Here is a 22,703-nt window from a genome sequence, read left to right as displayed (position 1 = left end):
CTATTCTCCTGCTTGTGCGAGTTCAGTGTTTTGCGCTTTAAATTTTTCAAGCGCTGCAATGTGTGGACCTTGTGGTGCAATCTTGTTTACTTGTTCAATAAAGGCGAGTGCTTGTGTGGTATTTTTTGCTGCGGTCGCCGCTTCAATCGCGCATAAATAAGCACCGACTTTGGCGCGGGCTGGCGCGTACGCAAAACCTGGTGCACTGACTAAACCTTGAATTAAACCGTAACCTTGCTCAAAACGATTAAACATTTTTGGTACTTTTATAAAGGTGCAAGCCGCTGTCGTGGTGACTTGGAATGTTACATTCGGTGCTGTGTCTGGGCGTTTTAATAAATTGAGTGATTTGTCTAAATGCGCTAAGCCTTTTTCAGCAAATTTCATTTTTTGCCAAGGTTGGTCAACATAACGTGCTTGTGCTGTTTCACTACTACCTAACAGCGAATATAACACTGCATCGGTAGCGTCTTCTTTAGCTAAAATTTGTAACGCATCAATCGCGTTTTGATTGGCATTGGCATCGCCATTTAAGCCAGCAGTGTGTTGCGTAATAATTTGCTCTGGAATTTCAACCGCAACACTGGCGAAAGAGAGGCTGATAGCAGCAGTTAAAATTGAAAGGGTTGTTAGTTTTTTCATTGTTCGTGTCCAGTTGATTTATATGTAAACCACGTTTTGTTGTGGTGTTATTTCTTTTGATGAAATAAGCATAAGGGGAAATGACAAGCGGTGTTGGCCGAGGCGATAAACTGTCGTTTTAGCGGATGAGTTGTCAATAATGGCGATAAATGGCAGTAACAGAGATTGGCCGATGCCGCTTAGGTGTTCAGAATTTAACGCTTTGGCTGTTTTAAGTTGCCGTAGATGGAAGTGTCGAGTATTCATGTTTGGCTATATACCCGCTGTCTTTGAAGATCACGGGTGTTGGCCGCGCGCCTTCACCTCAATCATGCAGAGAATCTATGCTGATGAGGGTTGAGGTGCTTGCCGCCTACGTGGATGTTGAAATCCATTGGCTATAAAAGCAAAAGCCGGCTAATCAAATGATTAACCGGCTTATAAAAGTGCGCTAGGTCGATGGCTTTTAGAAAACCAAGGTAAATCCTGCATAGGCTGTGGTATCAAAATCGAGTTGTTTATAAATACTGTCAGCTGGGCCTAAATAGCGCTTTAAGCCCAGTTGCGCTGCGTGGCCATTGGGCCAAATATAATTCATTTTGGCATTGACCGATAAACCTAAATCGTCTGGGTTGAGCAATAACGTGAGCTCAGGACGCCAATTGTTGTAGCTATAACGAGCATGAAGCATGAGGTTATTTTTAAATAAATTTTGGCTCGAAAACAACTGCTGCTGCGCTGCAATATAATGGCGGCTAAGCGGATTGCTTGCGCGGGTGGCAACTTGGGCATCAAGGCCTTTTATCATATTTTTCCATTGGTTTTTTGATGGCGAACGGCCATCAAACCAATATTCAGCAATCAAAGTCACCCCATATGAGGTACTAAAATTAACGCCCATTAAACTTTGGAGCGCACCCTGTTGCCAAAGCGATTCGACCGGATTAACAAACTCGGTTGCGGTTAACTCTGGTGGCGTAAATTGTGCCCCTAAATAAGTGTGTTGCCACAGGATTGAGGCATGTACTTCAAGGTTGTCGTTGAGAACACTTAATGCGCTGCCACCAAAACGCAGTTTCATATCTTGGTCGTAATGCGCTAAACCTTGTAATTCCCACTGATCAAAATAACCATAATATCGTGCACCACAGCCCAGACTTTTATCTTGTTGCTGCCCTGCTACTTTGTAAAATGCTTGGCTTTGGTTGCACAATGTTGTCCATGTACCATCGCTGCTAAACCAATCTGCGCTTAACTGCCAAGTCCCCGCTGCAACCGCAGTATTGATAGCCAGAGGGTCAATTGGTGAGAACAAATCAAGCGGGCGAAAGCCATAACCGACACCCCAATCAACCTTTTTTTTACCCAGCGAGAGTTGCCAATCTGCAATCGAAAAATCATATAAAAACTCAGCGAGTTCAAGTTTATGCTCGCTGGCTTGGCCATCACGTTTTTCGTGCCAAGCGGTTGCGGCAACACGAAACCCCTGATTTTCATAATCGGCATCTAAGGCAAAAAAGTAGCTGTGGCTATCTTCGGCGGCAAACAGCACGCTGTTGGCACTATTTTGCAGCTGATTGAGGTTGCGCACACTGATATTACTGGTACTTGCTAATGAGCAAAACGAACAAAGTAGTAAGCTCAAAAAAATATAGTTCATAACGACGAGACCCTAATTTTTACTATCTATGAGGCAGTGTATGAAAAGTCCAATAGCAATACATGGGGAAGTGATAAAGTGTATTTTTACCCGATAAACGGTTTGTTTGGCCGATGAACGAGCGGTTAAATCTTTAGGCAAACCCATTTAGTAGCAGGTTGCCTAAAGAGCAGTTTAATTAAAACGATGCATTGAGTGTTAATTCGATACTACGCTCAGCACCCATCCAACAACGCCTAACATCAACACAGCTGCCAACATAGCGTTTATCTGTGAGGTTACTGACAGCTAAACCCAGTCGATATTGATCGCTGAAGTCATAAGACGCTGCAAAATCAAGCAGAGTATAGCCGGGGATCACATCCGTATTATGTTTATCAAGTTGACTTTCACCAACATAACGCAGGCCGCCATTGAGCTCAAAATTTTGACTAAAATAGTAATTAAGCCATAAAGAAGCCTGCTGCTGTGCAACCCAGATTGGCGTCTTGCCGATTAAACTCGGGTCGTTTGGATTTTCGGTTACGCTAATATCAAGCTTGGTCATGTTAGCTGTTATATCAATATAATCATTGACTTGCTGAAAGATACTTAGCTCAATGCCTTTTGATTGCACTGCACCGCTTTGTGTTTTTTTCATAAAATCGGGAGTACTGGTGATCATATTTTTTTTCTTTAAATCAAAGATTGCGGCGGTGATCCGCGTTGTGGCAGCGTCATTTTGATATTTAACTCCAGCCTCAATTTGGCTAGCAGTTGTTGGTTTAAATGCTTTGCCAGTGATGGAGTCTTTGCCTGCTGTTGGCTCAAATGATTCGGAATAACTTAAATAAGGGGCGATGCCATTATCTAGAGTGTAAATAGCAGCTAAACGTATACTCAGTTCATTTTGATTGATATGAGTTTCACTTATATCGCCACTTTCATCATCCTCACTAACGCTGGTAAAATCGTCGTAGCGTAAGCCAATAATGGCAGTAAATTGATCTTGAGATAGCTCATCTTGTAAATAAAAACCACGCTGCTGTTGTGCTAATCGGCTAAATTGCTGGTAGGTATCTAAGGGCAGTTGGTCAATATTAAATAAAGTATAATCAGGTTGAGATAAATCGATAGCGGGGGTGTTATTACCAAAGGTATCTGAGTAGTTAAATGTCGAATCTAGGGTTTGATATTCAAAGCCTACTAATAGGTTATGATTAAATTTTCCGGTGCTTATATGAGTGCCATACTGATTATCGACAACAAACCCTTCGATATCTTCAATGGTTTGATAGGCACTGCGTTTATAAATTTTATCACCATCGGCGAGTCCTTTACCGTAAGTATTACGTAGCGTTGAATCACCTAGGGTATAACGGAAGTTTTGTAAAAATGAGCTGTTATCATTAAATTCATGATTGAGTTTAAAGCCCAGCATGGTGACTTCCCGCTCAAACATGGTCCAATTTTTATCGCCCGCATAGGCATCGGCATCGAGTTTGCCATAACTGGCTGCGTAAACAGTGCCTTGCCCTGGTAGCGAGGATGAAGGCAGCATATTTGGGTCATCTTGATAATAAACATTTAGGTTTAAACTGGTTTTTTCACTGATTTCAAACGTGACCGATGGAGCAATAATAGTTCGTTGCTCTTCAGTTGTTTTTTGTTGGCCATCGCGCCTGCGCCCTAATGCAATAAAACGATAATTGACCTGCTCAGTTAACATGCCGGTACTATCAAGTGCGAGTTCAGCTAAATTGTTTATACCAAGACGTGCGCGCACTAAATGTTGACTAATTTGCTGTGGCATTTTAGCGGTTTGATTAACCATGCCACCTGGCGGTGCCGAGCCATATAAAACCGAAGTAGGGCCTTTGAGTACTTCAACATTCTCGGTGGCAAAAGCATCAACTTGAGGCGCTAAGTTATAAGCCAAGTTGTACTGCAACAGTAAACCATCATAATAATTGCGATAACTTTCAAATCCGCGAATCGAATATTGGTCGAACAAGGTCGCCACCCCGCGGCTTTCTGGTGTCACCCCAGGTACATAACGTAATGCTTCATTAACGCTGTCTACTTGGCGCAGTTGCAATAATTTATTGTCATACACTTCAAAGCTCATCGGAGATTCAATCGGGGTTAATCCTGACTTTGTACCGGTTGAACGATAGCTTTTGCTGTATATTTCAATGGTTTCCAAATCATTACTGACTTTTTTTTCGTCGGCTAAACACCATGAACTAATAAGAGAAAGGGTGAGTAGTGATATGTTGAAAGTAGATTTAAGTAACAAATGACCTCCTAGTCAAAATTAAAAAACGAATGGTTGACACCAAAATAGAAACGCGAATAGTATATATTCTCATTTGCGTTTATGAAAGCTGTTTTTTAAAAGGTGGTCAGGCTTATGGTTCAGTTCAATGTATTGCAATCGACTCAAACTCAGTTGCACCGTCCTTCCCAATCCACGATGGTTAGTTCTCTGTTCAACGATAAAAATCTTGCGCTGTTTCAGATGGGGATTAAAAAAGTTGTTGAGCTGTTGTCAACAAATATGAAAGATAATCAACAGCCCTTCAGCGGTATTTTACCTCATGAATTAGCTGTTTCATTTCAAGGCGTTGATCTTGATAAGCCTTTAGATAATCTCGATGACGCACTCACAGAGATATCTGATTTATATTTAAAAGATGCAGTGTATTTTCATCAGCCTAAATATTTAGCGCATTTAAATTGCCCGATTACATATCAAGCAATTTTGGCGGATCTACTTGCAACATCGATTAATACCGCAGTTGAAACGTGGGATCAAAGTGGCGGGGCAACATTTATTGAGCAAAGCTTAATTGATTGGACGGTGGCAAAAATTGGTTTGGGTGATGCTGCAGACGGTGTTTTTACCAGTGGCGGAACACAATCAAATTTGATGGCTATGTTGCTTGCCCGCGATTACCAATGTCAGCAATATTTTGGGAGTAGCAATAAACAGCAAGGTTTAGCAAAAGACTTCCATCGTTTAAAAATATTTACCTCACAAGTAAGTCATTTTAGCATTCAAAAAGCGGCGGCTATTTTAGGCTTAGGTTATGACGCGGTGGTGAGCGTACCTTGTGATCCGTACTTCAGGATGGATGCGGTCAAATTAGCGCAAGCCCTTGAGTATTGTCATCAGGCGGGTGATATCCCCATGGCGGTGGTGGCAACAGCAGGGACCACAGACTTTGGCAGTATCGATCCCCTTGGTTGCATCGCAGGGTTAGCCAAGCAATATGGTGCTTGGTTTCATGTTGACGCGGCTTATGGTGGCGGATTATTAATTACACCCCACTATCATCATAAATTAGCTGGAATTGAACAAGCTGACTCAGTGACCATTGACTACCATAAATCTTTTTTTCAACCGGTGAGCTGTAGTGCTTTTTTTGTTAAGCAGAAAAAGCATTTATCAGTTGTGACTTATCATGCTGAATATTTAAATCCGTTAAGTCAGCAGCAAGCTGGAGTGCCTGATTTATGTAATAAAAGTATCCAAACCACACGTCGCTTTGACGCGCTAAAGTTATGGCTGTCTTTAAGAACGGTCGGTGCTAATAGTTTAGGGTTGGCGTTAGAGCAGGTGATGCATCTAGCTCAGCAAGCTTATTCATTATTAAGCTCTGATTCTGAAATTGAGGTCGTTCACTTTCCACAATTAAGTACTTTAGTTTTTCGATACTTACCTAAAAATAACCCAAATCTCAAGCTAGTTGATGAGACAAACCGCTTTATTCGCACTCAACTTTCCCGCCAAGGGCAGGCACTGATCGCAGCGACAAAAATTGAAGGGCATCAATACCTAAAATTCACTTTTTTAAATTGCACGACACAGATTAAGGATGTGCAGCAGGTCTTGATGCTTATTAAACAATATGGCGAACAATTTTTGAACCAAGCGTTGAGTTCTCAGTTGCAAGGAAGTGCCATTGCTGCACTGGAGATAGAGCATGCGTGATTGTATTTATGACTTTATTGGCATTGGCATTGGGCCATTTAACTTAAGTTTGGCGTGTATGTCTGCGCCTTTGAAAGATGTAACTAGTTTGTTTTTAGATAAGCAAACTGGTTTTGATTGGCACCCTGGCATGATGCTTCCTGATGCTACTTTACAGACACCTTTTATGTCTGATTTAGTAACGATGGCCGACCCAACGAGTCCTTATAGTTTTTTGAATTATATAAAGCAACAGGGTCGGCTGTATTCATTTTATATTCGCGAAAGTTTCTTTTTATTACGACAAGAATATAACCAGTATTGCCAATGGGCAACGGAGCAATTAGCCAATGTAAGATTTAATTGTAATGTTCAACATGTTGAGTTTGATGTTGCAGCCGATCACTTTATTGTACAAACATCGCAAGGAAATTATTTTGCTAAACATTTGGTGATTGGTACAGGGCCTACTCCCCAAGTCCCTAAATGTGCAGAGGGTTTAACTGGCAGTGTGATTCATTCAAGTCAGTACCTTGAACATAAAGTTGCGTTACAAAAAAACAACTCCATCAGTATTATTGGTAGCGGTCAAAGTGCCGCAGAAATTTTTTATGATTTGCTTCAGGATATCGATTTGCATCGTTATCAACTCAATTGGGTAACCCGATCACCCAGATTCTACCCGCTTGAATATTCCAAATTAACCTTAGAAATGACTTCGCCAGAATATGTTGATTATTTCTATCAATTACCAAGTGACAAGCGCCAAAAGCTTAATCGCCGCCAACATAATTTGTATAAAGGAATTAATAGTGAATTGATTAACAATATTTTTGATTGCCTTTATCGTAAAAAATTAAGTTACGAGCTTGATGTTAATTTACATACAAATAGCAGATTAAACGCAATTAAATATCATCATGTTGGTCAGCAGTTTGAGATGGAATTTCAACACACTGAGCAAAACCATGACTTTTTAATGCGCAGTGAAGGGATCGTCTTTGCAACAGGGTATAAGTCAGTGCAACCGGGCTTTCTCAGTGGCATTGAAAGTCTTATCGATCGTGATGAGCAAGGGCAATTCCAAGTGGCACGCAATTACAGTATAGATAAAGCGCATAAGCGGATTTTTATTCAAAATGCTGAGCACCATACTCACGGTTTTGCGACCCCAGATTTAGGTATGGCTTGTTATCGTAATGCATGTTTATTACGAGCAATAACAGGCCATGAACATTATTTGGTTGAGCGTCAAATAGCTTTTCAGCAATTTGCTGCGCCGGGCTGTGAACTGGCCACAGAAATAGAGTTGTTCCGCGCATGAGTCATTCATTTAAATATTCGTTAGTGGTGCTTACTTTGTTTGCAGTGATTTGCGATTCAATGTTAATGCCCTTTTATCCTCAATTTTTTTCATCTGAGTTTGCTGTTTCAGATCCTAAATACGTTGGTTTATATGTTGCCTCAATTGGCATAGTTGTGATGTTTTTCTTTCCATTTTGGGCGCAAGTAGCAAAAAAAATAGCTGTTTTACCCTTATTGGTTGGGACGCAATTTGCAGCAGCAAGCTTGAGTATTGCCTGTTATTGGAATGAGGAATTGCTTAGCTTCTGGGTTTTTTCATTAACTATGATCGCTTTTAAAGCCAGTTATTTGCTGGTTTATCCTTACTTAATGAGCTTCGAAGATAAAAGCAAATACACCCATACCATTGGGTTATTAACAGTAGTTGCGCATTTTGGTGTGATTATAGGGGCAGTTGTTGGTGGTAGCATTTTAGAGTTTACAGAGGCTAAAAATGTATTTTTGCTAATGGCGCTCGGTGATTTTATACAGATGCTAGTGTGTTTATGTTTAATTAATATCGCCCCTAAAACTGCTGTGGATAAAAAAGAGTCTGAAAGCTCTAAAGCCAAACGTAATAAGAGTAAGGTGATATTTTTAGCACTATTGATGATGAGCTTTTATTTTAGTGTCTATTTGATTAGGCCTTTTTTTGCTGCCTATTGGCATACGCTGGTGGACTTTGGTGGTGATGTAATCGCTGGCGTTATTTACGCGTTACCAGCCTTAATGGCACTGATTATGTTATGGAAAAACTATCGCACAACACAGCAAGATTATCGGCTGTTTGCGGCGTTGTTGTTAGCGCTGAGCGGTATGTTATTGCAGGCATCATCAATTGCTTTGCTTTTTATTACTGGTCGCTGCTTATTTGGTTTAGCCATATTTATCATCATGGTACGGTTAGATTTAATCCTTTATCAAATTAGTAGTCCAGATTCTTATGCCAGTGATTACAGCAAGGTACATTTTTTTCAAAACTTAGGAGTGCTTATTTCTTCTTTTACGGCTGGTTTGTTAGTGAGTTGGCACGGGTTGGTGATGCCATTTTGGATGGCGAGCTTAGGTTTAGGGATTACCCTTTTTTTAGTTTTTTGGTTCGAAAAAAAGCCCAATTTGCAGAGCACAATTGAGCAGCCAATTAATGAACTTTAAGTAACAGCTACGTAATTACTGACAATAAAAGGATCTCTAATGATCAATCAATCAACACAATTTACGCTGTTTCAGCATGATACACATTTGGGTGCTTTTAGTATCCGAGCTATTGAATTAGAAAAAGATTTAGAGTTGTTACATCAATGGGTCACTCAGTCGCATACTCAATACTGGGCAATGCAAGGGCTTAGCCAAACCCAAGTTTATGAAGAATATCTAAAAACTTGTCAGAAAACAGCAGTATTCGTCGGCACATTTGCTGAACATCCCTGTTTTCTGATAGAGGTTTACGACCCTAAAAATGATGCAATTGCTGAGCATTATGAGGTGCAAGCTGGGGATGTTGGCATGCACCTCTTAATCGCGCAACCAATGCATAAAATTGCGGGTTTTACATGGGAAGTATTTAAAACGGTGATGCACTTCTTGTTTGAAAATCCATGCAATAAAAGAGTGGTGGTTGAGCCTGATGTGCGCAACAAAAAAATCCATGTATTAAATAAGAAAGCTGGTTTTTGTTACCAGAAAGTCATCAATTTAGGTCATAAATTTGCGGATTTGGCATGGTGCGATCGTGCTCAGTTTATGCGAGCGGTTCAACAGGGAAATCACATTATGCTATCTCAAGACTTAAGCCCAGAAAAGGCCGTAGAGCATTTACAATTAGAGACTTGGCAGCGGGTGAATCGAGCCCTGATCTGTAAAGCATTAAGTGAGTTTGCTCATGAGCGGTTAATTAAACCAACATTAACCAATGAAGAACATGAATGGCTTTTTTTTGAACTAAAAACTGATTATGTTGATGTGCTTTATCGCTTTAAAGCCAAATTACTTGAGCTTAATCATTGGCAAATTGATGAGGCATCAATAGTTAAGCAACGCAATGATTTACCAGCAGAATTAGATGCAATGCATTTTATTAGCGAGTTGCGGGAGAGTCTTGGCATCAGCCCTGCAATGTTACCCACCTACCTTGAAGAAGTTGCCAGCACATTGTCGAGTAGCGCTTATAAGTTAAGCCAACCTTCATTAACTTCTGCGCAGCTGACCCAGGCTAATTTTCAACAGGTTGAGCGGGCAATGACCGAAGGGCATCCATGTTTTATCGCTAACAATGGCCGTATCGGTTTTAGTGCTCTTGACTATCACAATTTCGCCCCCGAAGTGGGTGCGCCAATTCGTTTAGTTTGGTTGGCTGCACATGAAGATAAAATCGTTTTTTCGACCACGTCTGATTTAGATTATGCAACGTTGATGGAGCAAGAGCTTGGGCATGATCTAATACAACTATTTGAAAATAAGCTTAAAGATAGAGGACTTAATCCGGCTCAATATCGTTTTTTTCCAGTTCATCCTTGGCAATGGTTTAATAAATTAGCCGCATTGTTTGCACCTGATATGGCCCTGCATGATTTGGTGTGCTTAGGGTATGGAGCAGATCAATACCAAGCACAACAATCGATTAGGACGTTGTTTAATAAAAGCGAGCCAAATAAGCATTATGTCAAACTGGCTTTATCGATTTTAAATATGGGATTTATGCGAGGTTTGTCTCCTTATTATATGAAGGCAACACCCGCTATCAATGACTGGATTGCTCGATTAGTGAAACAAGACCTTTATTTTGCTGAGTCTGGTTTTAGTATCCTGCGTGAGGTTGCTGCGATTGGCTATCATAATGATCGCCTAGAAGCTGCTACTGAGTTGCAAAGCCCTTATCGCAAAATGTTATCTGCATTGTGGCGAGATAATCCGTTAATTGAGTTAAAAGCAAACCAACGACTAATGACAATGGCATCCTTTCTTCATGTTGATAAACAAGGAAATGCACTTTTACCAGAGCTTATTAAGGCGGCAGATATTAGTATTGAACAGTGGATGGCTTGTTATTTAAAATGTTATCTAGACCCATTGTTGCACTGTTTCTATGCACATAATGTGGTGTTTATGCCACATGGTGAAAATGTCATTATGGTGCTTGAAAACAATGTTCCAGTGCGTGCGATCATGAAAGATATTGCCGAAGAAGTCGCATTACTTGATAAAGATGCGGTATTAGCTCAATCAATAGATCGCATCAGAGTTGATATGAAAGATGATTTGAAAATATTGTATATCTTAACCGATGTCTTTGATTGTTTTTTTCGTTTTATGGCTAATATCCTTGATCAGCAAGCGGGTTATTCGCAGCAACAGTTTTGGCGACAAGTCGCACAATCAATTTTGCTTTATCAGCATACTCACCCTGAATTACAAGCAAAGTTTGAGCAGTATAATTTATTTGCTGATGAGTTTGCCTTATCTTGCTTAAATCGATTGCAGCTCAGTAATAATAAGCAAATGATTGATTTGGCTGATCCTGCCAAAAACTTAAAGCTTGAAGGGATGCTGAAAAATCCGATAGCGAGTTTTAAAACGATGGAAATACATCCGTTAGTTTATCCATCAGCGTGATGCTAACAGAACTAATCAGCACGCCAAATTAGGGCGTGCTGATTTTAGGATTGGCTTTTGCCATATTACCTTGCTCAAGCAAAGAGTCGTAAGTTGCTCTGTAATGGTTTCAAAATGGGGGATCTTTAATCTGGCTTGGTAAAGTATATTTAAGCAAACTGTAATTTAAATTGCTCTTTATAGCGCCTTGAGAGGTTGAGTTTTTTACCGCTATGCAATGTGATTTCACTGTCGCCGCTCGGCAGTGGGGTTATGGATTCTATGGCATCGAGTTTGACTGCATGGCTGCGATGAATGCGACAAAACCCTTGTGCTTCAAGTTGCTTACTCAGTTGGGTGAGGGTCGCGCGCAGTGGGTAAATGCGCTCACCACTGTGCAAATTAACATAGTTGCCTGATGATTCAAGCCAATCAATGTCGCTTACTTTAACAATAAATTCTTTGCCGAGTTTTTTAACTAAAAAGCGGTCGAATTGGGTTGGAATAGGGTCGTCTTCATTGTTGGCTAAGGTGGAGGCTTCGCCAATAATTTGGGCAAATAGGTAGCTGAAAGCCTTGATCATCACGATAAAAAACAAAAATGCCCAAAGATCTTTTCGGTATTCATACACCAGTTCAAACCAACTTAAGCCAAAGTCATAACCGCGCCCTTGTAGCCCATAAATTAGCTTACGCAGCCCGACCATAATGGCAACGTGCAACAAGCAGTAAAGTACTGAGGCGGCAAAATAGGTCGCCAAGGAGCGCCCAACAGCTTGCCAGTTAAAAGGCTGGTGTTTTAATAAATACAGTAAGGCAGGAAAGAGCAGCAAGGTGCCCATAGCGCTCGAATATTCCCACACAAAGGGCTCCCACAACATAAAGGGCAAGGCGCCATCACGCTGCGCTTCCATAACCAGTGATGTCGCGTTAATGCTATTGTTGATCAAAATATAAAAAGCTAATAAAGCCGTGACATACCAAGCTTGATAGTGCTGAAAATGGTGTAACTGATTGCTGTTTAATGTGCGCATAACTTACAACGTCGTCACTCAAAGAGAGGCAATAAATAGCAGCATAACAACCTCAGCCATTTTGGCCAAGTTATCTGTCCCTGCTAGCCACCGTTTATCCCTACTGATTGTTTTATCGGCCTTTTATGCTAGGTATTAAAATTGTTTACGCCAGTATCAAGCGTCTAATTTTTACAGAGAACGGATGTTGGTCATGTTCAAAAATTTGAAAAGTGGGTTTCAATTTCTATTATCGACTTGGCAGCAGGTGTTTAGTCAAACAGCCACACCCCCAACAAGACGCTATGATCTTGATTGGTTACGAGTGCTCGCTTTTGGTTTGTTGATTTTTTATCACAGCGGCATGTTGTATAGCCAAAATTGGGGTTTTCATTTTAAAAGCCAATACTTAAGCCAATGTGTTGAAAATGCTATGTTATTGCTATCGCCGTGGCGAATGGCGCTGATTTGGTTTATCTCGGGTGCGGCGCTGCGTTTTATTGTGGCGCGTTTGAGTTTTAGCCACTTTATAATCAGTCGTAGCATACAGATATTATTACCGTTGTTGGTAGGAGTTTGGTTGGTCGTGCCGGTGCAGCTGTATGCCGAAATGTCGCAAAAAAGTGGCTTAAACCTCGGTTTTTGGCGGTTTTATCAGGCTTTTTTTGATTTATCGCATCCTATTTTTGCAAACAACCAAGCCGGTATTTGGCCGCATGTTGATGTGAATCATCTTTGGTATTTGCGCTCACTGTGGCAATTTACCTTATTGTTGGTGTTGATTTTACCATTACTACATTTTTCTAAAGTACAGGCTTTAATAGCTCGCTTGTGTGAGCTGTCGCCACTTATTATTTTCATAGTATTACTGTTGCCGCTGTGTGTGCTGAAACTGAACTGGCCAAGCGAGACCTTTCGCTATCCAATGGGCGCCTTGTTTTTACTTTATGGCTACTTATTGGCTTGGCAGTCTGGGTTTTATAGCCAATTACAGCGCCATTGGCGTGCGTTACTGGTGATGTTTGTTTTGGGTTACGTGTTGGTCGTATTGGGATATCATTTTATTTGGCAAGATCCCAAAGCGAGTCAATGGCAAACTACCAGCATGGATATGCTCTACACCGTACAGCGTTTACTTGGTGTCATGTTGATGTTGGCTTTGGCACAACGTTTTTTGAATCGCGATCACCCAATGTTGAGTAAACTCAATGGCGCGGTTTTTCCATTTTATATCTTACACCAAAGCATGATTATCGGCTTGGCATTTTGGCTCACGCCTTTACAACTCGGCCCACTATGGGAGCCTGTCGTTATTATCAGCGTGACCTTCATGAGTTGTTGGCTGTTTTACGAAATAATGCGCCGCCGCGACATTCTTTGCCCATTGTTTGGCATCAAACCACGCCAAGAATACAGCGCAAAGCAACGGCGAGTAGTAAGTTGGATAGGATTGCTACTAATTAGCCCGCTGGTAGTGGAGTTGCTGACTTAGTTTTTTACTTGTTAGTTGAGATTACAGGTTTTTAGCCTAAGCCTTGGCAGCTTTATATCGCGAAGGCTTAGTAGGCCAGCAAGTGTTAAATTTTGATTCTTTTAGCTGCTGTTGAGAGGCCTTCTTGAAATAAGTATTGTTTGATTTCTTTTAAGGATGCTTGCCCTTCAGGGTAATGTTGCAATAGTAATGGGATGATTTTTTCTATCTCTGTTTGATTATTTTCAATTGCAAAGTGAGCAATCTTTTAATGAAGGGCTCAATACAAATTTATTTTGTACCTATAATTGATTTTTTTTTGTAAGGTAGTATCAATTTGATTTTCTTTAAAGGATTAAATATGAAAAGTTTTATTTTAACCGTTTTATCACTTTATATTTTTTTTGGATTCAACGCTGAGTCAAGTGAAAATATTAAGGTGTACTCATGTGATGAATGTTCATTACAAAGTATGGATGTATTGGCTCGTTCAAAAGCAAAACCGTTGCAGTGTTATTTTAATAATGATCCAGGAAGTATTCCTGGGGTTGATGAACAGGAGTGCTTTACTACATCGGTGACTCTTATTGTTGCTAATCCTATTTCTAAGAATGCAAAAAAGTACCAAGTAAAAAGCATTCCAAATGGCCATCTTGAAAAGATCATAAGAGTAGAGATAATCGCTTTAAGTTCAGCTGAGCATACTTTGTTATCTCGCTTTTATGACGTTGATCAAGAATTCCGCGAAAATATATCAAATACAACACTTAGTGGTAGCTATTCATTAAATCAGAGCCCGAAAGAAAGTTATGATTTTGAAAGGTTTATGAGTAATCTGGGATTACAAAGTCAAGTCGATAGTAATTGCCAAAATCACCCTGCAGCGTCACTAAAATCAGCTAGGGCTCAAGATGTACTATATAAAAAGATGTCTAGAGAGCTTTTAAGTAATATGAATGGTCAATCTTGGAAGGAATATACAACGTCTACTAATTTAACTGGTGGCGGGATCCAGTTTGGTGCAGGTGCTTTAGGGTTGAGTATCTCAATGGAGCACAATACACAGAAGATATATATAAGAAATAAGTGGGATGACTATAATAAATTTATTTTTGAAGTGAGCTACCGCGGTATTCATAACGAAAATGGAGAGAAAGAGCTGGAGCTTGTATTTTTTATTGATAAAGATGCTAGTTTGATTGATGGGCGCTCACTTACATCTTGGTTTTTACCGCGCAATGACTTTCGAAATGAGCCAATTAGTGAATGCATGGTGCAGTACATTGAGAGTATCACAGAATCTTCAACTCCTTTAGGGGCTATAGGTGGTAGTAATCCTGGCTCTGGTTCAGGGAATACTGGAGGATGTATTGAGGCTGCACTTGTCACTACGCATGGCTGTACCCCATGGTCATGTAATAAACAAACATTTTATGTTGTTAGAGCATGCTGATCTCGTTTCAATGAATAAAGCGGCCTAGGTTGGTCGCTTTATTCAATTTTTTAGTCTCATGATATAAGAAATATAATATTATCCCTATCACCCAAATACACACCGGAAGCAGGCGCCTTGGGCTTTGGCTAAATACACTAAGTCACCGCCGTGGTTGAGCATTATTTGTCTACTTAGGCTTAGGCCAATGCCGGAGCCTTGTTGTTTGGTAGTAAAAAACGGCACAAAAATCATGTCGACCACATGCTCGGCAATGCCGGGGCCTGTGTCGGCGACGTCGATATACACTTGCTGCGCGCTGTTTTGGCCGAGAGTGAGGGTGATGCTGGCGGGTTTTGCTGGCTCGGCTGCACAGTGGGTGTTGTGGTTTTTGTATTGTTGTGCCAGTACTTCTAGGGCGTTTTTCACTAAATTAATTAAGACTTGCTCAATTTGGCTGCTGTCGAGTAACACCAGCTGTGGGCTTTGGATTTCTAGGGCTAAGGTGGTGTGTTGTGCCTGAGCTTGCTGTTGAAAAAGGGTAATAATGCGTTCAAGCAAATCGCCTAGTTGTACCGGGGTTAAATTAGCTTTTGGTAGGCTGCTAATTTGGCGAAAGCGGGTGATAAATTCGCCTAAATGCTGAGTACGTGAAGCTAACGTGTTGAGTGCCAGTTGCAGGTCTTGTTTGTCTTCGACGTCGCTAAAGCACAGCTCGTTTGGTAATAGCGCGGTGCAGGTATTGGCCAGTGACGACAGCGGGGTAATGGAGTTGGCAATTTCGTGGGTCAGTACTTTGGTAAGTCGTTTATAGGCTTGTTGTTCTTTGTGTTGCAGTTGGTCGTGAATCGACTGCAAGCTGACCACGCGGCGGGTTTTACCTTGAATGGTTGCAATGCTCAGTTGCACCGAAAGGGTGTCTTGTTGTTCACCATGTTGCCATGAGCAAGTGGTGCGCAGGTTACGCTCTGTCGTTAAAATCAGCTCGCCAATGGCCCCTAAATCGGTTAGCTGCTTCACAGATTTGCCGAGTAATTTACTCACCGCAGGGTTGGATTCAATCACCGCACCTTCGTTATCACATACTAACACCGCTAAATCGACATGAATGAGCAAGGCTTGTAAAAATTGCGCTTGTTGCTCGGCATTAAAGCGTGCACTTTGCATGTGGCTTTTAACTTCATCAAATTGTTGGCGCATCGGGTGATGTTGGCCAAGGCCTAGGGTGCTGTCGCCATTGGCGAGGGCTCTTATCACCATTTCGGCTTGTTTTTGTTGGCGTTTAAACAAGCTAAACAAGTGAGCGACCAACAGCAAGATAATGAGAATTAGCAGCAGTAAAGTGGCCGAAAATCCTTGTTGCAAGGCAAGGGTGGTGCTTGCGCCTGATAAAATAAGCAGGGCTGCAATCACGCCGCCAAGGGGTAGGTAAGCGCGCATATTAAAGCCCATACTTTTCAAGGCGGCGATACAGTGCACCACGGGTTAGGCCAAGCGCTTTGGCGGCATGGCTGACATTTCCTTGGTAGTGTTTGAGTGCAGCGCGCACGGCGCGTTGTTCGAGCACTTCTAAATCAAACGTATCGTAACTTAATGGCTCAAGGGTTGAAGGTGTTTCGGCTGCTGCCAAAGGAATTTGGCTGCCCACCACAGTGCGAATATCGAGCAGCTCACCTTCGGTTAAAATCACTGCGCGCTCAATAGCATGGGCGAGTTCGCGCACATTACCCGGCCAAGAATAAGCGCATAACGCGTGCATATCATTTGGGTTAATACTGAGGCTGCGTTTGTACTTTTGCGCAAAATGGGTGAGATAGTATTCGGCCAGGAGCGGAATATCTTCGCTGCGCTCTCGCAGTGGTGGCAGGCGAATTTCAACGGTATTAATGCGATACAGTAAATCTTGCCGAAAGCGCCCTTCGCTAACGGCTTGTTGTAAATTGTCGTTGGTGGCGCAAATTAAACGAATATCGACGTTAATGGCTTTACTGCCGCCAACGGGAGTCACTTGGCGATTTTGCAATGCTGCCAATAGTTTAGCTTGTTGCTCTAGGGGTAAATTACCCAGCTCATCTAAAAATAAACTGCCATTTTGCGCCAATTCAAATTTACCCATGCGGTCGGTTTTGGCGTCGGTAAAGGCGCCTTTTTTATGGCCGAATAGCTCGCTTTCAAACAAGCTGTGCGCTACTGCGCCCATGTCGAGACTAATAAAGGTTTTATCGCGGCGCTGGCTGGCTTGGTGAATGGCGTGAGCAGTCAGTTCTTTACCGGTGCCACTTTCGCCCGTAATTAAAATGTTAGCGTCTGTTTGTGCTGCTTTTTCAATAGTTTGAAAAACCTCTTTCATCGCGGCGCTTTGCCCTAAAAATGAAAATTGCTGACTACCCACTGATTGATTTAGTGCTTGGCTGAGTCCTTGGGTTTGCCTAGTCAGTTGGCCGACTTGTTGTTTATCTTTTGCGTGTGAAAAAGCGGCGGCCACTGCGGCTAATAATTGGTCGTTTTGCCACGGTTTGGCAATAAAATCCGACGCGCCCGCTTTGATGGCATCAACGGCGAGCTGAATATCGCTGTAGGCGGTCATCAGCAGTACCACAATGCTTGGATCTTGGGCGATGATTTTTTTCAGCCAATAAAAGCCTTCTTGGCCACTAATGGCATCTTGGCTGAAATTCATGTCGAGTAAAATCACATCGATAGGCTGATCACTGGTTTTATGTTCGTTGATCAATCCTTCAATATCAAAGGGGTTATCGGTGGTTTTAACGCTTTGATAGTGTTGCTTAAGCAGTAAACGCGCCGCGATCAGAATATCGGGATTGTCATCAACAATTAAAATGGAACCAGCCTGTTTCATGAATGTGTATGTACCTTTGTTATGGTGTTTTTAGCCTACCTCAAAATCATATCAAGTGTCCATAAATGGACGATTAGAAAATTTAAAGTGTTCATTAATGGACATTTTAATAAATTGGTAAATTCAAAATAAAGCTTAACCTATTGTTATTTATTAAAAATAAAAACTGGCACGGCAATTGTACTATCTATGGGTAATTGTATGAGTAATTAGCAACACACAGTATCAAGCAGGTGGCATCATGGATAAGAAAATTGAACGTAGCACAACACAAAAATACGTTAAAAAATTTGCAGTGGCAGCATTGGCACTCACCGTTGCCGCCGCCGCGTATGGCTTTGTGAATAACGATAATTCAGGCCGTAGTCAAAATATTGCCTTAACCAGTTTAACCATTAGCACCGTTAAACAAGGGGCGTTTAAAGACGCACTGAGTTTGCGCGGCCAAGTGGTTCCAAAAACCAGTATTTACCTCGACAGCATTGCGGGTGGCCAAGTTGAAGAGCGCTTGGTTGAGCAAGGCGAATACGTTGAACAAGGTCAACCGTTAGTACGATTAAGTAATACTTCATTACAGTTAGATGTGATGAGCCGCGAAGCGCAAGTTACTGAGCAACTTAACTTTTTACGCAATACGCAAATGAATATGGAAACTAACCGTTTAAACTTGCGCCGTGACTTGTTGGAAATTGACTTACAAATTAGCCATTTATCGCGCAAGTTAAAACAAACTGAGCCTTTGGTCAGCAAAGGGGTAGTGGCGCAAGATACGCTTGATGCGCTCAAGCAAGATTTAAGTTATTACCAAGCCCGTAAAGAGCTGACGCTTGAGCGGCAAAAACAAGAAAATTCGATTCGAGAAGTTCAAGTGGCGCAGCTTGCCGACAGCGCCAAAATGCTAGAAAAAAACCTGCAATTTGCTCGTGATAACCTCGACAACTTATTGGTTAAAGCGCCCGTGGCGGGCTATTTAAGTGAGCTGGATGTTGAAATTGGCGAATCAAAAAACCGTGGTGCGCGCCTTGGCCAAATTGATATTCCGAATGAATACAAACTTGTGGTGCGTTTAGATGAGTTTTACCTCAACCAAGTGCAACGAGATATGGCCGTAATGGTGGAACTTGAAGGCAGCATTGTTGAGGCTAAAGTGAGCAAAATTGATAGCCGGGTGCAGCAGTCACAATTTCAAATAGAGGTTGATTTACCGACCAATACAAAAGGCGTAAAACGCGGGCAAAGCATTGATGTTGAATTGATGCTAGGTGATAACAAAAACAACGCCTTACTGCTTAGCCGTGGTGCATTTTTTACCAATTCTGGCGGTAACTGGGCGTATGTGCTGGAGCAAGGCAGCGATAAAGCGGTGCGCCGTGATATTCGCTTGGGCAAAAAGAATCAAGATTATTTTGAAGTATTAGCAGGATTACAAGTGGGCGATAAAGTGGTCACCTCCAGCTACAGCAACTTTGATAAAGCTGACCAACTCAAGATTAATTAATTGAATATGCAGTACTAAATAAAAGTTAAATCAAGAATAAAATCAAGAATTAAGCCAAGCATTAAAGAGAATTTAAAACAGAATTAAGGAAGACTAACCATGATAAAGCTCACTAACCTAAGTCGTGTATTTCGTACTCAAGACATTGAAACAACCGCGCTGAATAATATTAATTTAACCGTTAACCAAGGTGAGTTTCTCGCCATTATGGGCCCCTCAGGCTGTGGTAAATCTACGCTATTATCTATTTTAGGCATGCTCGATTCACCTTCAGCGGGTAGCTTTGAGTTTGCGGGCACCGACATTGCCGGTTATAACGAAAAACAACTGGCTGAACTACGTAAAGCCTCCATTGGTTTTGTTTTTCAAAGCTTTAACTTAATTGATGAACTGACTGTTTATCAAAACGTTGAGCTGCCACTGCAATATCAAAAAATTTCAAAAAGTGAGCGTAAACAACGTGTGGAAGCGATTTTAAAGCGTGTGGGCATCGACCACCGTGCCGAGCATTTACCCCAGCAGCTTTCAGGCGGTCAACAACAGCGTGTTGCGGTGGCTCGTGCCTTGGTGATCAACCCGAAATTAATTTTAGCCGATGAGCCAACCGGTAATTTAGATTCAAAAAATGGTGATGAAGTGATGGCGATGCTGCGCGAGCTCAATCGAGAAGGCACTACGGTCATTATGGTCACGCACTCGGAAAAAGAAGGTGCCTATGCCGACCGTTTAGTGCGCTTATTAGATGGCCAAGTGATGGTGGATAAAGCCAATACGCAACAAGACCAACAGTTAAACACTCAGGCTGAGGTGGCTTAACATGATAGCTAATTATTTAATTACCGCACTGCGGGCATTTAAGCAGCAAAAACAACACTTTTTACTCAATGTAATGAGTTTAAGCGTAGGGTTGGCGGCGGCCATTTTAGTGGCGATGTTTGCTTTTAACGAAGCATCGTATGATGAGCAGCAACCTAATGCAGATCGGGTTTATCGGGTTTATCAAAACTTTCCATCTTTAGGTATGGGCGCCCCTGTAGTCAATAAAGATGTGATGTACTCTTTTAAAGACATGGCCGCTATTGAGGATGTTTTGTCGTTAGACCTCGTTCCGCCTGGTTCTGAGTTTGTGCGTGATGGCGTGGGTTATAAGCTCGAAAATGTGCTTGCAGCACGTAGTAATGTCACTGAATTTATGAATATTGAAATTGTTGCAGGAGATTTAGCTAAGGTGCTTGCAACACCTAACATGATTGCGCTGAGTGAGCAGTATGCAATTCGTATTTTTGGTCGTACTGATATTGTTGGTGAAACCTTAGTACAAGGAAAAAAACGCTGGCAAGTGGGGGCTGTATTTGCTGATTTGCCTGAAAATACCCATTTTTTCTTTCAAGCTTTAATTCAAGAGCCTAAAGCGAACAAGAATTATCAAAATAATAATGGTTATACCTATATTCGCGTAGTGCCCAGTACAGACGTTGCGGCACTTGCAACAACAATTGAACAACGTTACATCGAAATGGTGTATGCGGGGTCAGGTTTTGACTCGATCCAATTGTCACTGCATCCATTAACTGCACTGCATTTAACCGCCAGCTCTAACTTTGAAATGAAAATGAATGGTTCATTGTCAACACTGCGTATTTGTATTGGTTTAAGTATTTTATTAGTGGTGTTAGCTGCTTTTAACTTCATCAATATGAGTATTGCCCAGTCAGCAAAACGGGCAAAAGAAGTGGGGGTGCGCAAAGCACTAGGCGCAAGTAAAGCACAAATTATCGGTCAGTTTTTAGTGGAGTCATTACTGATAACGGTGATAGCCGCACTGATCGCATGTATGTTGGTTGAGTTATTAACCCCTGCGTTTAATCAGTTGGTTGATCGCCAATTAAGCTTAAATTATAGCTCTGCTTTGGGTGGTGCTATTGCGATGGTTACTTTGTTAGTAGGCTTACTGGCAGGAATTTACCCCGCCATGTTTATGTCTTCGTTTAGTGCCAAACGAGTACTAAGTGGTGATTTGCAGCGAGGCCGCACAGCAATTGTAGTACGCAAAAGTTTATTGGTATTGCAGTCTGCGTTATCTGTGGCGTTGATCATTGCTGCCCTATTGCTACAACAGCAGCTAGCCTATTTACAGTCACTTCCTGTAGGTTATGCCAAAGAGGGTAAACTTATGGTGAGTGATATTGATGCAAGCGATATTTTTTACAATCAAAACAATGCTCTATTAGATCGCATTAATGCTATTGACGGTGTTAAACAAGCGAGTGTTATCGATATTTCATTAACTGGCGCTTATAACTCATCACGTACATTCACTGCCAATAACGGCAAGTTTACCAAGCAAACTCTGCCATTTATTGGTGTAGGTAATGATGCAGTCAGCACATTAGATTTATCACTGATAGCCGGGCGTGATTTTAGTGCAAAAATGGGCTCAGATTGGTTTACTAAAGTGAGTGATACCCAAGCAACGGCTGCTGCAATTTTAACTGAATCTTTAGCTAAACAAGCGGGTTATGCAACAGCGGACGATGCAATTGGCAGCGTATGGCGCACAGATACAGGTTATGGCCAAGAGTTAACAATCACTATTGTGGGTGTGGTCAAAGATGTCAAAGTGGGCAGTGTCAGAGAGTCGCAACCTTCTACTATCTTCATTTGTGGTTACACCAGCAGTTGGACTGGCAGAATCATCGTAAATATGGATTTAGCAAAAATGCTGAATGTGAAGTCGCAGCTTACCACTATTTTGGCCGAAGCCCTTGATATCTATGATCCAAAAATTGAAATGATGGCTGATAACTACCGTGCGCTTTATCGTAATGACGAACGTGCAACTCAATTTGTGACGTTATTTTCAGGTTTAGCTGTGTTTTTAGCCTGCGTAGGTACTTTTGGTTTAGCGTCTTTCTCTACGCTTCGTCGCCAAAAAGAAGTGGGTATTCGCAAAGTGTTGGGCGCATCACGTTTTAGCATAGTTAACCTGCTCGCCAAAGAGTTCTTGTTGTTGGTTGCGGTGAGTATCGCGATTGCTTACCCGTTAACGTATTGGCTGGTGGGCGATTGGCTGGCGAATTTTAATGAGCGTGTTGAGCAAGCTTTTTGGGTGTATGCCTTAGCTGCCGTTGCCGTTGCCGTCATCACATGGCTGACAGTCGCAAGCCTTGCTTTTAAAGCCGCCAGTACTCGCCCGTCTTTAATTTTGCGATATGAGTAATAACATTGTGATACTCAAAGTCACCTTATAAAGCGACT

General features: G+C 41.7%; 15 protein-coding genes. 9 read left to right on the top strand and 6 right to left on the bottom strand.

Features of this window, described 5'->3' with window-relative positions; genetic code table 11:
- The 3 genes from PTUN_RS17740 to PTUN_RS17730 form a co-directional block, all read right to left on the bottom strand.
- A complete protein-coding gene (locus tag PTUN_RS17740; RefSeq protein ID WP_009838949.1) occupies positions 1 to 642 on the bottom strand; it encodes a hypothetical protein in 642 nt (213 codons plus the stop codon).
- Between the two features lie 445 nt (positions 643 to 1,087).
- On the bottom strand, positions 1,088 to 2,281 hold the full coding sequence (locus tag PTUN_RS17735; protein WP_009838950.1) for a hypothetical protein: 1,194 nt from the start codon (positions 2,279 to 2,281) through the stop codon (positions 1,088 to 1,090).
- Between the two features lie 178 nt (positions 2,282 to 2,459).
- Entirely contained in the window at positions 2,460 to 4,559 is a 2,100-nt protein-coding gene (locus tag PTUN_RS17730; protein ID WP_009838951.1) for a TonB-dependent siderophore receptor, read from the bottom strand.
- Positions 4,560 to 4,673: 114 nt separating this feature from the next.
- Here PTUN_RS17730 and PTUN_RS17725 point away from each other — a divergent pair, with 114 nt between their 5' ends.
- The 4 genes from PTUN_RS17725 to PTUN_RS17710 are packed head-to-tail and all read left to right on the top strand — an operon-like array spanning position 4,674 to position 11,192.
- Positions 4,674 to 6,257: a pyridoxal phosphate-dependent decarboxylase family protein gene (locus PTUN_RS17725; RefSeq protein ID WP_119081515.1), complete on the top strand. Its 1,584-nt coding sequence runs from the start codon at positions 4,674 to 4,676 to the stop codon at positions 6,255 to 6,257.
- Positions 6,250 to 7,560: a lysine N(6)-hydroxylase/L-ornithine N(5)-oxygenase family protein gene (locus PTUN_RS17720; protein WP_009838953.1), complete on the top strand. Its 1,311-nt coding sequence runs from the start codon at positions 6,250 to 6,252 to the stop codon at positions 7,558 to 7,560. Before PTUN_RS17725 ends, PTUN_RS17720 begins: the two co-directional genes overlap by 8 nt.
- Complete coding sequence (locus PTUN_RS17715) at positions 7,557 to 8,735, top strand: MFS transporter (RefSeq protein WP_009838954.1); 1,179 nt, start codon at positions 7,557 to 7,559, stop codon at positions 8,733 to 8,735. Before PTUN_RS17720 ends, PTUN_RS17715 begins: the two co-directional genes overlap by 4 nt.
- 39 nt (positions 8,736 to 8,774) lie before the next feature.
- Positions 8,775 to 11,192, top strand: coding sequence for a GNAT family N-acetyltransferase (locus PTUN_RS17710; RefSeq protein WP_009838955.1), 2,418 nt, complete (start codon positions 8,775 to 8,777; stop codon positions 11,190 to 11,192).
- A 149-nt stretch (positions 11,193 to 11,341) separates the two neighbouring features.
- Here the strand turns inward: PTUN_RS17710 and PTUN_RS17705 are convergent, their stop codons facing one another.
- Positions 11,342 to 12,205: a LytR/AlgR family response regulator transcription factor gene (locus tag PTUN_RS17705; RefSeq protein ID WP_009838956.1), complete on the bottom strand. Its 864-nt coding sequence runs from the start codon at positions 12,203 to 12,205 to the stop codon at positions 11,342 to 11,344.
- A gap of 193 nt (positions 12,206 to 12,398) precedes the next feature.
- Between PTUN_RS17705 and PTUN_RS17700 the strand changes: the two genes are divergently transcribed.
- Positions 12,399 to 13,676, top strand: coding sequence for an acyltransferase family protein (locus tag PTUN_RS17700; RefSeq protein WP_232285016.1), 1,278 nt, complete (start codon positions 12,399 to 12,401; stop codon positions 13,674 to 13,676).
- A 340-nt stretch (positions 13,677 to 14,016) separates the two neighbouring features.
- Positions 14,017 to 15,108 carry a hypothetical protein gene (locus tag PTUN_RS17695; RefSeq protein ID WP_009838958.1) on the top strand — a complete coding sequence of 364 codons (1,092 nt, stop codon included), beginning with the start codon at positions 14,017 to 14,019 and terminating at the stop codon, positions 15,106 to 15,108.
- 87 nt (positions 15,109 to 15,195) lie between these two features.
- Here PTUN_RS17695 and PTUN_RS17690 read toward each other — a convergent pair whose 3' ends face one another.
- Positions 15,196 to 16,527: a sensor histidine kinase gene (locus tag PTUN_RS17690; protein ID WP_040643985.1), complete on the bottom strand. Its 1,332-nt coding sequence runs from the start codon at positions 16,525 to 16,527 to the stop codon at positions 15,196 to 15,198.
- A 1-nt stretch (position 16,528) separates the two neighbouring features.
- Entirely contained in the window at positions 16,529 to 17,947 is a 1,419-nt protein-coding gene (locus tag PTUN_RS17685) for a sigma-54-dependent transcriptional regulator (protein ID WP_009838960.1), read from the bottom strand.
- A 241-nt stretch (positions 17,948 to 18,188) separates the two neighbouring features.
- On the opposite strand from PTUN_RS17685, the gene PTUN_RS17680 reads away from it, so the two are divergent.
- The 3 genes from PTUN_RS17680 (at position 18,189) to PTUN_RS17670 (ending at position 22,665) form a co-directional block, all read left to right on the top strand.
- Entirely contained in the window at positions 18,189 to 19,445 is a 1,257-nt protein-coding gene (locus PTUN_RS17680; protein ID WP_009838961.1) for an efflux RND transporter periplasmic adaptor subunit, read from the top strand.
- A gap of 99 nt (positions 19,446 to 19,544) precedes the next feature.
- A complete protein-coding gene (locus PTUN_RS17675) occupies positions 19,545 to 20,261 on the top strand; it encodes an ABC transporter ATP-binding protein (RefSeq protein WP_009838962.1) in 717 nt (238 codons plus the stop codon).
- Position 20,262: 1 nt separating this feature from the next.
- A complete protein-coding gene (locus PTUN_RS17670) occupies positions 20,263 to 22,665 on the top strand; it encodes an ABC transporter permease (protein ID WP_009838963.1) in 2,403 nt (800 codons plus the stop codon).
- Positions 22,666 to 22,703 lie beyond the last annotated feature (38 nt).

The organism is Pseudoalteromonas tunicata, from assembly GCF_002310815.1.
In the GTDB taxonomy this organism is placed as follows: Bacteria; Pseudomonadota; Gammaproteobacteria; order Enterobacterales; family Alteromonadaceae; genus Pseudoalteromonas; species Pseudoalteromonas tunicata.
This window is presented reverse-complemented; position numbering and strand designations above follow the sequence as displayed.

What these genes read in the sequence shown, in the direction of transcription:
- PTUN_RS17740 (WP_009838949.1), bottom strand. Translation starts at nt 642, where the DNA reads ATGAAAAAACTAACAACCCTTTCAATTTTAACTGCTGCTATCAGCCTC.
- PTUN_RS17735 (WP_009838950.1), bottom strand. Translation starts at nt 2,281, where the DNA reads ATGAACTATATTTTTTTGAGCTTACTACTTTGTTCGTTTTGCTCATTA.
- PTUN_RS17725 (WP_119081515.1), top strand. Translation starts at nt 4,674, where the DNA reads ATGGTTCAGTTCAATGTATTGCAATCGACTCAAACTCAGTTGCACCGT.
- PTUN_RS17720 (WP_009838953.1), top strand. Translation starts at nt 6,250, where the DNA reads ATGCGTGATTGTATTTATGACTTTATTGGCATTGGCATTGGGCCATTT.
- PTUN_RS17715 (WP_009838954.1), top strand. Translation starts at nt 7,557, where the DNA reads ATGAGTCATTCATTTAAATATTCGTTAGTGGTGCTTACTTTGTTTGCA.
- PTUN_RS17710 (WP_009838955.1), top strand. Translation starts at nt 8,775, where the DNA reads ATGATCAATCAATCAACACAATTTACGCTGTTTCAGCATGATACACAT.
- PTUN_RS17705 (WP_009838956.1), bottom strand. Translation starts at nt 12,205, where the DNA reads ATGCGCACATTAAACAGCAATCAGTTACACCATTTTCAGCACTATCAA.
- PTUN_RS17700 (WP_232285016.1), top strand. Translation starts at nt 12,399, where the DNA reads ATGTTCAAAAATTTGAAAAGTGGGTTTCAATTTCTATTATCGACTTGG.
- PTUN_RS17695 (WP_009838958.1), top strand. Translation starts at nt 14,017, where the DNA reads ATGAAAAGTTTTATTTTAACCGTTTTATCACTTTATATTTTTTTTGGA.
- PTUN_RS17690 (WP_040643985.1), bottom strand. Translation starts at nt 16,527, where the DNA reads ATGCGCGCTTACCTACCCCTTGGCGGCGTGATTGCAGCCCTGCTTATT.
- PTUN_RS17685 (WP_009838960.1), bottom strand. Translation starts at nt 17,947, where the DNA reads ATGAAACAGGCTGGTTCCATTTTAATTGTTGATGACAATCCCGATATT.
- PTUN_RS17680 (WP_009838961.1), top strand. Translation starts at nt 18,189, where the DNA reads ATGGATAAGAAAATTGAACGTAGCACAACACAAAAATACGTTAAAAAA.
- PTUN_RS17675 (WP_009838962.1), top strand. Translation starts at nt 19,545, where the DNA reads ATGATAAAGCTCACTAACCTAAGTCGTGTATTTCGTACTCAAGACATT.
- PTUN_RS17670 (WP_009838963.1), top strand. Translation starts at nt 20,263, where the DNA reads ATGATAGCTAATTATTTAATTACCGCACTGCGGGCATTTAAGCAGCAA.